At 71.2% G+C, this 12,142-nt stretch carries 13 protein-coding genes; 7 read left to right on the top strand and 6 right to left on the bottom strand.

Annotated features, from left to right (window positions below; genetic code table 11):
• Positions 1 to 745: 745 nt before the first annotated feature.
• The gene (locus KJS59_RS03935; protein WP_213450899.1) at positions 746 to 1,471 is read right to left on the bottom strand and encodes a DUF4352 domain-containing protein; all 726 of its coding nucleotides are present in this window, start codon (positions 1,469 to 1,471) and stop codon (positions 746 to 748) included.
• Positions 1,468 to 2,082: a hypothetical protein gene (locus KJS59_RS03930; protein ID WP_213450898.1), complete on the bottom strand. Its 615-nt coding sequence runs from the start codon at positions 2,080 to 2,082 to the stop codon at positions 1,468 to 1,470. Before KJS59_RS03930 ends, KJS59_RS03935 begins: the two co-directional genes overlap by 4 nt.
• A 61-nt stretch (positions 2,083 to 2,143) precedes the next feature.
• Here KJS59_RS03930 and KJS59_RS03925 point away from each other — a divergent pair, with 61 nt between their 5' ends.
• Entirely contained in the window at positions 2,144 to 3,547 is a 1,404-nt protein-coding gene (locus KJS59_RS03925; RefSeq protein WP_213450897.1) for a protoporphyrinogen/coproporphyrinogen oxidase, read from the top strand.
• Positions 3,544 to 4,245: a hydrogen peroxide-dependent heme synthase gene (gene hemQ, locus KJS59_RS03920; RefSeq protein ID WP_213450896.1), complete on the top strand. Its 702-nt coding sequence runs from the start codon at positions 3,544 to 3,546 to the stop codon at positions 4,243 to 4,245. The genes KJS59_RS03925 and hemQ overlap by 4 nt, the downstream gene beginning before the upstream one ends.
• A gap of 3 nt (positions 4,246 to 4,248) precedes the next feature.
• Here the strand turns inward: hemQ and KJS59_RS03915 are convergent, their stop codons facing one another.
• Both KJS59_RS03915 and KJS59_RS03910 read right to left on the bottom strand, forming a co-directional pair.
• Positions 4,249 to 4,725 carry a GNAT family N-acetyltransferase gene (locus tag KJS59_RS03915; protein WP_213450895.1) on the bottom strand — a complete coding sequence of 159 codons (477 nt, stop codon included), beginning with the start codon at positions 4,723 to 4,725 and terminating at the stop codon, positions 4,249 to 4,251.
• 120 nt (positions 4,726 to 4,845) lie between these two features.
• Positions 4,846 to 5,427 (bottom strand): HD domain-containing protein, encoded by a 582-nt coding sequence (locus tag KJS59_RS03910; RefSeq protein WP_213450894.1) that lies wholly within the window; start codon positions 5,425 to 5,427, stop codon positions 4,846 to 4,848.
• Between the two features lie 86 nt (positions 5,428 to 5,513).
• Between KJS59_RS03910 and KJS59_RS30870 the strand changes: the two genes are divergently transcribed.
• Positions 5,514 to 5,978, top strand: coding sequence for a hypothetical protein (locus tag KJS59_RS30870; protein ID WP_249713845.1), 465 nt, complete (start codon positions 5,514 to 5,516; stop codon positions 5,976 to 5,978).
• Between the two features lie 8 nt (positions 5,979 to 5,986).
• Here KJS59_RS30870 and KJS59_RS03900 read toward each other — a convergent pair whose 3' ends face one another.
• On the bottom strand, positions 5,987 to 6,601 hold the full coding sequence (locus KJS59_RS03900) for a hypothetical protein (protein WP_213450893.1): 615 nt from the start codon (positions 6,599 to 6,601) through the stop codon (positions 5,987 to 5,989).
• A gap of 793 nt (positions 6,602 to 7,394) precedes the next feature.
• On the opposite strand from KJS59_RS03900, the gene KJS59_RS03895 reads away from it, so the two are divergent.
• On the top strand, positions 7,395 to 8,525 hold the full coding sequence (locus KJS59_RS03895; protein WP_213450892.1) for a hypothetical protein: 1,131 nt from the start codon (positions 7,395 to 7,397) through the stop codon (positions 8,523 to 8,525).
• 18 nt (positions 8,526 to 8,543) lie between these two features.
• Positions 8,544 to 9,473 carry an inositol monophosphatase family protein gene (locus tag KJS59_RS03890; protein ID WP_213450891.1) on the top strand — a complete coding sequence of 310 codons (930 nt, stop codon included), beginning with the start codon at positions 8,544 to 8,546 and terminating at the stop codon, positions 9,471 to 9,473.
• Positions 9,474 to 9,483: 10 nt separating this feature from the next.
• On the opposite strand, the gene msrB is transcribed toward KJS59_RS03890, so the two are convergent.
• Entirely contained in the window at positions 9,484 to 9,897 is a 414-nt protein-coding gene (gene msrB, locus KJS59_RS03885; RefSeq protein WP_213450890.1) for a peptide-methionine (R)-S-oxide reductase MsrB, read from the bottom strand.
• Positions 9,898 to 10,086: 189 nt separating this feature from the next.
• Between msrB and KJS59_RS03880 the strand changes: the two genes are divergently transcribed.
• Together KJS59_RS03880 and ligD are read left to right on the top strand one after the other, a co-directional pair.
• Positions 10,087 to 10,911, top strand: a complete 825-nt coding sequence (locus tag KJS59_RS03880) for a hypothetical protein (RefSeq protein ID WP_213450889.1) — start codon at positions 10,087 to 10,089, stop codon at positions 10,909 to 10,911.
• Between the two features lie 151 nt (positions 10,912 to 11,062).
• Positions 11,063 to 12,121, top strand: a complete 1,059-nt coding sequence (gene ligD / locus KJS59_RS03875; protein ID WP_213450888.1) for a non-homologous end-joining DNA ligase — start codon at positions 11,063 to 11,065, stop codon at positions 12,119 to 12,121.
• Positions 12,122 to 12,142 lie beyond the last annotated feature (21 nt).

Genomic DNA, 12,142 nt, shown 5'->3' with positions numbered 1-12,142 from the left:
GACTGACCGCCCAGGTGCGGCTGCACACCCGCCGGAGCGGGCACCGGTGCCCACGGCGGCGCTGGCTGCCGCGCTGCCGAGGCTGGCTGACCTGGTGGCGGTGCTGGCTGGCCGGGTTGCGGCGCCCAGGGCGCTGGTGGCTGGCCTGGCTGCGCCGCCCAGGGCGCCGCTGATGGCTGGCCGGGCGCTGGTGGCGGTGCTGGCTGGCCTGGTTGTGGTGGCCAGGGCGGTGCTGGCTGGCCCGGTGGCGGCGCCCAGGAGGGCTGGCTGTACAGGGCCGGCGGAACCGGCTGACCTGGAACGGCGGGTGGCCTTGTATGAGGCTGAACGGTAGGCGGCGTGACCTGGCCCGGGTGGGGGTGGGCCGGCGCCGGCCCCCAGGGCGGCGCCGGATGCGCCTGAGGCGCGAGTTGACCTTGCGCGAGTTGACCCGGCGGCGCGGACTGGCCCGGGACCGCGGGCTGGCCCGGGAAGCCGTGCGGCGCGGGCTGGCCCGGGAAGCCGTGCGGCGCGGGCTGGCCCTGGAAGGGCGCGGGTGCATGCGGGTCCGCGACGGCCGGCGCTGCCGGCTGACCCTGGAAGCCCGGCGGCGGCGCAGGCGGGTGGCTCGGAAAGCCCGGCGGTTGGGGATGGCCGGGCTGCGTCGGGGCCGTGTGGTGGTAGCCGGGCTGCGGATGCGCCCAGGGTGGGGCATCCGCCGGGTCGTGGTCGGGCTCGGGGGCGGGGTGGTGCGGCGGGTGTGTCATCAGCCCACCACCGGGTTCTCAATCTGGACCGGGGCCGGGTTCGCCAGCCAGCCGTCCACCGCCGACGGGCTGATGGGCAGCGGAACCTCGACCATCGCGGCCATGCGTCGGTCGATGGGGCGCTCGGTGAGTTGCAGGGTGACGTTCGTGGCCGCGTCCTTGGGCACCTCGAAGACCACCTCGCCGGTGAGCGGGATGCCGGGCTGGAGGGAGCGGCCGCCGATCAGCGGCTGCGTGATGCGCTCGGTGCTGTGGAAGGTGCGGCCCTTGCCGTCCTTCAGACCGGCCCAGCCGACCTGGATCGTGTGGTCGTGGGCCTCGAGGCGCACCTTGAGGAGGATCCAGACGCCGTCGGTGTCGTGCTCCTGGCGGCCGGTCAGCCCGCCGTCCCGGTGGATCTTCGCGGCGCCGCGGACGGCCAGGACGGTGGCGTCGAAGGTTCGGGCGTCGACGGGTCGCCCGATGACGCCGGCGCGGCTGAACGGGCGCTCGGCGGTGTCCACATCCGGCGTGCCGGAGCGGATGAGCGTGCCGACGGCCAGCGCCGCGACGATCAGCAGGCCGGCGCCGAACCGGGACCGTAATCGGCCCCGTCGCCCGCCGTCGTCCGCGTCGGGGCCACCGGCGGCCGGGGGAGAACCAGGCGCAGGATAAGCGCCGTGGGGCTGCGAAGAACCGGGCGCCGGGTAGGCGCCGGGGGACCGCGGAACGCCGGGGTACGTCATTGGTCCAGATTCTGGACGGGGACGATCACGTGCGCCTTCACCTCGGGGTCCAGCCAACTCCGGTGGCCGGTGAGTGTGGAGGCGCGCTGCGTCTTGCCCCAGATCTGCACGTTCGCCTCGACCGGCTGGGGGGCCGCCGGGTCGATCTCCCAGAAGAACAGCAGCTTCTCGGGCAGGCCCGGGTGCAGTTCGGGCGCCTGGGTCTCGTCCCGGCCCAGCAGCACCCGGCTCGGCTTCTCGTTCCGCAGGCCGGGGACGCCGACCAGGGTCAGCGCCTCCCGGATGTCGTTGCGGGTCTCGTCGGCCGTGACCTCCACCGTGGCGCCGACGGCGATCCAGTGATCGCCCTCCTTCTCCGGCCGCAGCGGCTTGGCGTCCTTTGTGTACCCGACGCCGTTGACCGTGACATTCCACGGTTTGCCCTCGATCGTCGCCTTGGCCGCCTGCTGCGGCGGCCCGGGCGCGGCGGCGGGCTCCAGGCCGCCGGTGAACCCCGAGACGACCAGGGCGAGCGCGCTCGCCGCTACGCCGGTGGCGCGCACGGGCGCGGCGAGAATCCGGGCCAGGATTCCCCGGCGGCCGGCGCCGCCGCGCTCAGCACTGCTGGACACGCGCGAGAGCATACGAGACCCCCGCCATCCCTGTCAGGACCGTGACTGGCACGCTGGGGCCATGACGCGTGTCGCCGTCGTCGGCGGGGGGATCGCCGGCCTCGCTACCGCGCTCCGCCTGCGGGAGCGCCTTCCCCGAGCCACCATAACCGTGTACGAGGGGAGCGGCGCGCTCGGCGGGAAGCTGCGCACCGGCGAGTTGGCGGGGTCCCCGGTGGAGCGCGGGGCGGAAAACTTCCTCGTCCGCGACCCGGACGGTGGCGAGTCGGCGGCCGTGGCGCTGGCGCGGCGGGTCGGCCTGGCGGGGGAGTTGGTGCACCCGGCGCCCCGGCCCGCGGCCCTCGCGGTCGGCGGCCGCCTGCGCCCGGTACCGGGGGGCACGCTGGTCGGGGTCCCCGGAGATCTGGAGAAGGTGGCGGCGGTCGCGCGGCCGGCGGCGGAGCTGGACCGGGACGCTGGCCGCCCGCTGCTGGAGCCGGGCCGGGACGTGGCGGTCGGCGCGCTGGTGCGCCGGCGGCTGGGCGACGAGGTGGTGGACCGGCTGGTCGACCCGATGCTCGGCGGCGTGTACGCGGGCCGGGCGGACGGGCTGTCGCTGGCGGCGACGATGCCGGGGCTGGCGGCGGCGGCGCGGGTGAGGCACACCTTGACCGGCGCCGTGCGCGCGGCCATGGCGGCGGCACCGCGGCCGCCGGGCACGCCCGTGTTCGCCACGGTCGCGGGCGGGGTGAGCCGGCTGGTCGAGGCGGTCGCGGCGGCGTCGGGTGCGGATCTGCGCCTGGGGCTCCCGGTCCGGGAACTGAGCCCCGCGCCGCCGGAGGCCGGTCCCGGCCCGCGGTGGCGGCTGGTCCTCGGCGCCACCCGCGCCCCCGAGGTCGTGACCGCCGACGCCGTGGTCCTCGCGGTGCCCGCCACGCCCGCCGCGCGCCTGCTGGCCGGGGTGCCGGGGGATGCCGCCGCCCCGGTCGGCGCCCTGGAGTACGCCAGCGTCGCGCTGGTCGCGCTGGCCCTGCCGGCGGCCGAGCTGCCGGACCTGTCCGGGCTGCTGGTTCCGGCGGCGGAGGGGATGCTCATCAAGGCCGCCACGTTCTTCACCACCAAGTGGCCGCACACCCGCCGGCCGGACGGGGTGGCGCTGGTGCGCGCGTCGGTCGGGCGGTACGGCGAGGAGCAGGCGCTCCAGCGGCCGGACGAGGACCTGGTCGACCAGGCGCTCAAGGAACTGTCCGGGCTGGTCGGGCCGCTGCCGGCGCCGGTGGAGTCGTTCGTGCAGCGGTGGGGCGGCGCGCTGCCCCAGTACGCGCCGGGCCACCTGGAGCGGGTGGCCGCCGCCCGGGCCGCCCTGCCCGGCACGATCGCGCTGGCCGGCGCCGCGTACGACGGGGTGGGCATACCCGCGTGCGTGCGGTCCGGGGAGACCGCCGCGGATGTGATCGCCGCAACACTGGAACAATGGGCCGCATGAGCGAGCAGACGAACGCCGCCCGGCTGCGCGAGCTGAACGACACCATCCGGTACACGATGTGGTCGGTGTTCCGGGCCGAGAGTCCGTTGCCGGCGCTGCGCGACGACGTGGCCGGCGAGGTCGAGGCGCTGTTCGAGCAACTCGACGGCAAGGACGTGACGATCCGCGGCACATACGACGTGTCCGGGCTGCGCGCCGACGCCGACCTGATGATCTGGTGGCACTCGAGCAGCAGCGACGCGCTCCAGGAGGCGTACGGGCTGCTGCGGCGCACCGGGCTGGGCCGGCACCTGGCGCCGGTCTGGTCACAGATGGCGCTGCACCGGCCGGCGGAGTTCAACCGCAGCCACATCCCCGCGTTCCTGGCCGGTGAGCAGGCGCGCGGGTACCTGTGCGTGTACCCGTTCGTGCGCTCGTACGAGTGGTATCTGCTGCCGGAGGGCGAGCGCCGCGACATGCTCGCCGAGCACGGGAAGATGGCGCGCGGCTACCCGGACGTGCGGGCCAACACGGTCGCCTCGTTCGCCCTCGGCGACTACGAGTGGATGCTCGCCTTCGAGGCGGACGACCTGCACCGCATCGTGGACCTCATGCGTGAGTTGCGCGCGGCCCGGGCCCGCCGGCACGTGCGCGAGGAGGTGCCGTTCTACACCGGGCGGCGCCGCCCGATCGCGGACATCGTCGCCGCGCTGCCGTAGCGGTCACCCCACCGGTGGGAGCTCGGTGACGCCGGGGCGGGCCATCCGGAGGTGCGGGATGCCGTCCTCCAGGAACTCCTCGCCCTCGGCGACGTAGCCGTAGCGGGCGTACCAGCCGGCCAGGTGCGCCTGCGCGTCCAGCACGGTCGGCCGGTCACCGACCACGGCCAGCGCCTCGGTCATCAGCCGGCCGGCGAGGCCACCGCCGCGCCGATCCGGCGCCACCGCCACCCGGCCGATCCGGTTCACGCCGCCGGGTTCCGCCAGGACCCGCAGATACGCGACGGGCGCATCCGCCCGGCTCAGCCACAGGTGGCGGGTGCCCGGCTCCAGGTCCCGCCCGTCGAGTTCCGGGTAGGGGCACTTCTGCTCCACCACGAACACGTCCACCCGCAACTTCAGCAGCGCGTACAGCGTGGCGGCGTCGAGCTCCCGGAACGAGGCGGACCGCAACTCGACGGGTGGGTGCTGCGAGGTCATGCCCGCGATCCTAGGCGGGTGGCCGCTCGCAGCAGACGCTGAGATGGCGCTACTAGTCAAGTGGTAGTGGGTGCGCCACGCCGACGACATCGAGGTGCACGCGCACCGGAGGCCCGTTGATCAGCGGGGACCGTATGCCTCGGACGCCTGTACGGCCAGGTCGACCAGCCGGCCCAGATCGGCGCCCATCCGCCCCGGAAGGTGCGGGGATGCGGCGGTGTGGAAGGCGCGGAAGTAGTCCGCCCGAGACAGGAACGCACCACGGGCGGCCCAGTAGGCGGCCGGGTCGCCCGTGCGGTCGGCCCGGCCGAGGATCGACCCCAGGCTGACGATCTTGTCGGCGGCGCTGGCGCACACCGTCCATCCGTGCACGCCGGCCAGATCCGGCAGGCTGTGGGAGGCGAGCGCTTGGTGTTCGCGTTCCAATGCCCGCACCACAGTGGTCACGGCCGGGCCGAGTCTGGCGGTCAGCAGCGCGTCCAGGTCGACGCAGGGCGGGGCGAACTCGGGGGCGTCGTGCAGCAACGCGGCCGCGATCAGTTCCGGCGGCGCGGCGGGTACATGCCGGCCGAGCACGACCGCGACCCGTACGGCGTGCGAGAGTGCGGGAGCGTTGTCGATGACCTGCCCATCGCACCAGGCGCGGGCCAACTCCAGCGCATCGGCCACGATCGGGTGACGTGGGCGGGCGAGCACGGACATTGATTGGCCCCTTCGATCCGGCGCGACTTGGCGCTACCCTGACGGCGCGGAATATGTTGTTCTGTAACGAGTTAGGGCGCCTTGACATGGATCGCGGTGATCGACTGCCGGACTGGTGCGAGGAGTCGCTGTGCGGCATCTGCCCGGCGCAACTGGTCGGCGTGGGCGAGTTCGATGTGTCCGACCGGCCCGGACCGGACTCCCGCTACGATCCGCACGCCGGATACCGGATCAACGTGCACACCGGCGCCCCGACCTGCGTGCACCCGTTCCGGGTCGGGCTGCCACCCGCCCGTTACGCCTCCGACGCCGTTCCGCTGCCGCAGGTCGCTCCGCCCACACCCGTGCCGGCCCCGGTCCACCTGGAGCTACCGGCCGACGTGGCAGACCTGGAAGGCTGGCTTGTCGCCACCCTCCGCGACGCCGACCTTGACCGGATGGCCTCCGCCCTGGCACGAGCGGAGGCCACTGCGGCGGTGCGGTTCGACCCGCGACACGTGGTCGCGGCGATGCGCCGGGTGCTGTCGGTGGAGTTGGCCCGCCGAAGCTGAGTCAGTTATCAGCCGACGGCGGTCAGCGACTGGTCACTGTTGAAGTCGATCGAGTGCCGGCGGCCGTCGTTGTCGATGCCGATCGACCGGTATCTGCTATTGAGGATCTTCAACCGGCGACCGGTCTCGTCCGCATCGATCCAGTACCGGGCCGGCGGCTCGCCCCAGCCGGCTGCCCGGTAGCACTGCTCGGTGTAGTCGCCGTGCCGCCAGCCGAACCGCTCCTGATCGGTCATGTGCACGAACCGCAGCCCGAGCCGCTGCGTCATTGTCTGACACAGCGTGTACTGCGCCAGCACCGCGTGCACCATCTCGTCCACCGGCGCCGAGACGACGAGTTCGGCCGCCTCCTCGTCCTCGCCGGACAACTCGTAGACCGCCGATTTGAGCGCCAGCACCCGCATCGCCTCCGTGAACAGCGGCGCGGTGTCGACCTCGAGGTTGAACGTCGAGATGATCGGGTAGCCGGTGAATGTCGCCCAGCAGTCGACGTACCGGCCGGCCGAGTCGACCAGCCGCCGGTACTCCGGGCTGCCGCTGATCAGGCCTAGGATCTGCGCGGCGCGTTTGCCGACGGCGGCCGGTTCCGGCCGCGTCGTGGTGCTCGTGGTGTTCGTCGTCATTGTCGCTATCTCCGTTCTACGGTGGGGCCACGGTCAGGCGGTGGCCATCGACTCCTCTGTTGCCGGTCGTCATCGGGGACACCGGTCGGGGCAGCCGGATCGGCGGTTCCGGCTCCGGCAACCGGTCCGGCTGATGCAGGACGCATCGCACCCATGTCGTCTCACCTCCCGTCGCCGCGCGGCAGGCGGCGCCCGCGCGGTATGTCCGACCCTCACCGCGCGCGGCCGGCCCGCGCCGCTGCCAGCGAGTACACCCGCGCCTCACCCGGCACCAGCCGTGCGAGTAGTGCACCAGCCGCCCCAACCGGCGCAGCGACAGGCCACGCGCGATGCGCAGGGCCCGTAACCGGTCGGCGAACACCGACGGCGACACCACATGCCGATCAAGCGCCGCCTGAGCGCGATCAATCTGCTCCCTGCCGGAATAGGTAGCCATGTCCCACCTCCCAAGCCGCCAAGTGTCCGGGCGTTGCGCCGCGAACGGCGGAAAAGGCCCTTACCGCCCGCTCCGCAGCGCACCGCCCGGACCTCACCCACCGCCACGGCGCTTGATCGACACGAAACGGCGGGGAGCCAAGTCCGGCCCCGACCAGGGCAAATAGCTATCGGAGACGACTGCTATCTAAACCATGCCAATGGTCGAAGGCATATACACCTGCGTACCCGGTCATTGACGCTCGGATTTCTGGGCAAGCCTGAGCTGCGGTCACAGGCCGGTCACCGCGTTTGCCCACCCGCATGGGTAAGGTATCGGTGTGCCACCGGTCGTGTGCGGAGGATGAGGAAGGGGAAGATGGGCCGACCAACCCGCCAGATTGCCAGCCCTCAGGCGCGTGGACGTGAACTCGCCCGGCAGGGCAAGCAATTGTGGCAGGAGCTTGGCTCGGTCAAGCTAGCAGCGGCGGAATTGATGAACCGCCACCGGGACATCCCGAGTATTCAGGCGTTTCGGTATGCGGCCGGGTTGTCGCAGGATCAAGCGGCTGCCCGATATAACGAGGTTGCGGGACATCAGACGAGTCTCGGCGGCACCACAATCAACGCTTGGGAGACATGGGCGCGCACTAGGGGCAGGGGTTCACCGCCGATGTTCTCAAGCCTACTGATACTTGCCGCCGCGTACGGTCGCGGTCCGCTTGGTGTCGGTAATGAGAGTATCTCGCCCGGTGATCTGGTGGCAGAGGCTTATGAAAGGTTGCCGCCGGAGGACCAGCTCTCTTTAAAGCAGTTCAGCGAGCGGGCCGAGACTTCGGGGGCTCCCCGAGCCGATTCAATTAGGCGGCCCCTTCACATGCCGCGGCAGCCATCCTCGGTGCTAGACATGATTGGGTCTGACTTCAACCTGCCCGTGCCGACCGTGGAAAATGGCAACCCTGAAGTATGCGCGTTTTCGCTACCGAACCCAACCCCTGGACAATTGCTGGATCTGCCGTGGGAGGTATTCGGCTTCGGTGTCGAACGACTCATGCGTCAGATCAAGAACCTGGGCAGACGGCTCGACGCCGATATCTGCTTCGGCGTCAACGAAGCCGGCCTGGTTATGGCAACCTTCCTGGCCTCCGCGCAATTCGGCCGATGCGCCATCGGCTATCTGAGATGTAACAAGACTCGCGATGACATCAGTCTTGCCGAACAGCCGCTCTTTCCGGCCGCGAAAGAGGCGCCAACAATCGTCATTTGTGACTTTGAAGTCAAGCACGCGGACGTGGTGGGCTTCATCTCACGCGAATTGCGAAGCCGGTATCCCGACGCCTCCCTGTACTTCGCCGTCTTTGGGGCCATGACAAAAGGCAAGGATCTTGAGGTTTCGAGTTTCGATGACCTCACTGGGGCTAATATCATGCGAGCTGCCGGGTTCGAGGCAGTGTTCATCGCGGCGACGATGGGTCCGCCTGGCATAGAACCGCCCCTTGAGCTGCGCTAACGATGTGCTGGAGATGGGATGTCAGCGGTAACGGTTTCTGATGGGATTGGGAGCAGCCTTGCGGAGGTCGTCCGCTCGGTTATCGCCGAGATCAGACCGAAGCTCATCGAGGCGGCCTTTTCGGGCAACACGGGCGAGAGTGACAATATTCGCCACGGCGACAACTTCCTGTCGGTGCACGACATGTGGATGCATGAGCGATACAAAGCGCTGCTCGCCGACCGGCTTGGTTCATTCGTCTACGCCTCGGAAGAAGCCGAGCCGGAGGTTGTAGGCACTGAACCCGAACCCGACCTCTGTATCCTTGTCGATCCACTGGACACCAGTGAACTCGCCGTGCGTGGCTTGAATGGATACACACACGTCATGGCGTATTCGCGGTCGCTCGCCCGGCCGGTCGCGTCCGTTGTCGGGGACATCTACCACCATATTCAACTGTATGTAGCCGCCCGAGACGTGGACGGTGTCGATCGGGCATTCGCGGTGGCTGCTGACAATCTTTGCCGGCCACTGATGGTACGGGCACCAAAACGGCTGTCGGAGTCCCTTGTCACGAATTTCCTTATGCGGCCAATGGAGCGTTTCGTTCCGCTGAGCCAGCAAGAAGGATTACTACAGGCGCTAGGGGCGCCCGCCCCCGACGGCAAACAACGGGGGCGTATAGGCCTGGACTTCGGTTCGGTGAGCCTCTGCCACGTCGCTGCCGGCTTCACGGAGGCGGTCATCGAATTTGCTAAAGGATTCGCCATCTGGGATCTGGCGCCGGGCCACTACATACTGACCGCCGCCGGCGGCGTGGTTGTCGACCTTGATGGCGACCCGATAACCTTGGACTACGAACTTGATTCGAAGGCGAATATCGCAAAGGCAATGGACCGCCGACAGACGTTCATCGCAGCCGGCAGTGAGCAACTAGCGCGCGAGATCGCCCAAGCTCTGGCAGTTTGACTGACCGCGCCTAGTCGCCCGCCGGTTCGAGGCGGATGGACAGGGAGTTGACGCAGTGTCGGGTGTTCTTCGGTGTGAAGTGCTCGCCGTGGAACACATGACCGAGGTGCGAGTCGCACCGGGCGCAGCGGATCTCGGTGCGGACCATGCCGTGGCTGCGGTCCTCGATCTCCTTGACGGCGCCCGGGATGGCGTCGTCGAAGGAGGGCCACCCGCAGTCCGAGGCGAACTTGAAGTCGCTCGGGAACAGGTTCGCCCCGCAGGCGCGGCAGTGGTACATGCCGCGCGTCTTGGTGTTGACGTACTCGCCGCTCCATGGTGCCTCGGTGCCGGCCTGGCGCAGCACCCGGAACTCCTCCGGGCTCAGCCGCACCCGCCACTCGTCCTCGGTGCGGGGCAGATCGGTGATGTTGTCGCTCGCCATGCCGTCAACGGTACGGCCTCCCGCTCGTTGCACCCTGCGTACCGGGTGACCGCCCGCCCGTGACGTGCGCTTTCGTCCACCGGTCCGCGCTGCGGGCCGGCGCGTCCCGACGCGCCCGGCGGGCGGTCCGCCGGTACAATTCGCTCCGACATAAGCGGCAAAAGCCGCAAAAAGCGAGATGGGACTGAGATGACGAAGCCGCACCGTGTTCTCTTCGGTGTCCCGGCGGCCGGCCTCGCCGTCGCCGCGCTGGCCCTCGGTGGGCAGCCCGCGCAGGCGGCCGCCTCCGCGACCGGCGCCGCCGCCGACGCGCAGTCGCAGGACGCGTATGGCTTGCTCAATGGTTTGCAGGTCAACGTGCCGATCCAGGCGCCCGTGTCGATCGACTGCAACGCGATCGCCGGCCTCGCCTCGGTCGTCTTCAGCACCTGCGGCACCGCCTCGGGCAGCCCAGCGATCGACGGCGGCTCAGCGGCCGGTGGCGGCCTGCTGGGCGGCGGCGGTTCGGCGATCGGCGGCGGCTCAGCGGGCGCCGGTGCGAAGTCGGGCGCGGGCTCGAAATCGGGTGGCGCCTCGGAGTCGGGTCGCGGTGCCTCCGCCGTCGCGCCGGGCGGGTCGACCGCCAGCACCGGTGGCATCGGGGTGGGCAACGGCATCCAGGTGAACGCGCCGATCCAGGTGCCGATCTCCATCTCGTGCAACGGCGTCAGTCTGCTGGGCTCGGTTGCCACCGCCGACTGCGGTGGCGGTAACGACGGTGGCGGCAACAACGGCGGCGGCGGCAACAACGGCGGTGGCGGTAACAACGGCGGCGGCAATGGCGGCGGGTACGGCGGTGGCAACGAGCCGCCGCCGCCGAGCAGCCCGCCGCTGCGGCCCCGCGTCGAGACCGCCGTGGCGGGCGGGTTGCCGTTGACCGGCTCCCCGGTCGCCGGCCTGGTCGGCCTCGGCAGCCTGCTCGCCGCCGGTGGCGCCGCCGCCGTCTACGCCGGCCGGCACCGCCGCGCGGCCTGACCGGCACCGGGAGGCGGCCGGCACCCGGCCGCCTCCCGCTGTGGGCGCCCAGGCGGCCGGTCGACGCGCGGACGCGAGTTGACGAAGCAGCGGGTCAGGGGCGTCGGCCGCGTACCGCCCGATCGCGTCCCCGGTCGACTAGGGTCGCGTCATGGACGGCTCGACGGAGGGCGCGAAGCCCGCGCGGTCCCGCGGCAACGGCGCGACCACCGAGGTCGAGGTGGCCGGGCGCACGGTGCGCCTCAGCAGCCCCGACAAGGTCTACTTCCCGGAGCGCGGCTACACGAAGCGGGACATCTTCGAGTACTACCGGGCCGTGGGCGACGGCATCCTGCGCGCCCTGCGCCACCGGCCGACGACCCTCCAGCGCTTCCCGGAGGGCATCGACGGCGAGATGTTCTTCCAGAAGCGGATACCGACCCGCGGCGTGCCGCCCTGGGTGGAGACCGCGAAGATCAGCTTCCCGAGCGGCCGGACCGCCGACGAGCTGTGCCCCGCCGACCTGGCCCACGTGGCCTGGGCCGCGCAGATGGGTACCGTGGTGTTCCACCCCTGGCCGGTCCGGCGCGACGCCGTGGACCACCCCGACGAGCTGCGCATCGACCTGGACCCGCAGCCCGGCACCGACTTCGACGACGTGGTGACCGCCGCCGGCGAGCTGCGCGCCCTGCTGGCCGACCTGGGCGCCACCGGCTGGCCGAAGACCTCCGGCGGCCGGGGCGTGCACGTGTACCTGCGCATCCACCCCCGCTGGACGTTCGTCGAGGTGCGCCGCGCCACCATCGCCCTGGCCCGCGAGCTGGAGCGGCGCCGGCCGGAACTGATCACCAGCAGGTGGTGGAAGGAGGAGCGGGGCGAGCGGGTCTTCATCGACTACAACCAGATGGCCCGGGACCGCACGATCGCCTGCGCGTACTCGCTGCGCGCCAACCCCCGGGCCACCGTCTCCGCCCCGGTCACCTGGGACGAACTGCCCGACGTCGAGCCCGACGACTTCGACCTGCGCACGATGCCGCCCCGCCTCGCCAAGCTCGGCGACCCGCACGCCGGCATCGACGGCGCCCCGTTCGACATCACCCCGCTGCTGGAGTGGGCGGAGCGGGACGAGCGTCGGGGCGAGGGCGACCTGCCCTACCCGCCGGACCACCCGAAGATGCCCGGCGAGCCCAAGCGGGTGCAGCCCTCCAAGGACCGCGACCGCAAGCCCTGACTCCCCGCCTCACCGTTCCCC

The organism is Rhizomonospora bruguierae (assembly GCF_018397995.1).
Lineage (GTDB): Bacteria > Actinomycetota > Actinomycetes > Mycobacteriales > Micromonosporaceae > Rhizomonospora > Rhizomonospora bruguierae.
Note: the sequence above shows the minus strand (reverse complement) of the source record. Positions and strands in the feature narration are given on the sequence as shown.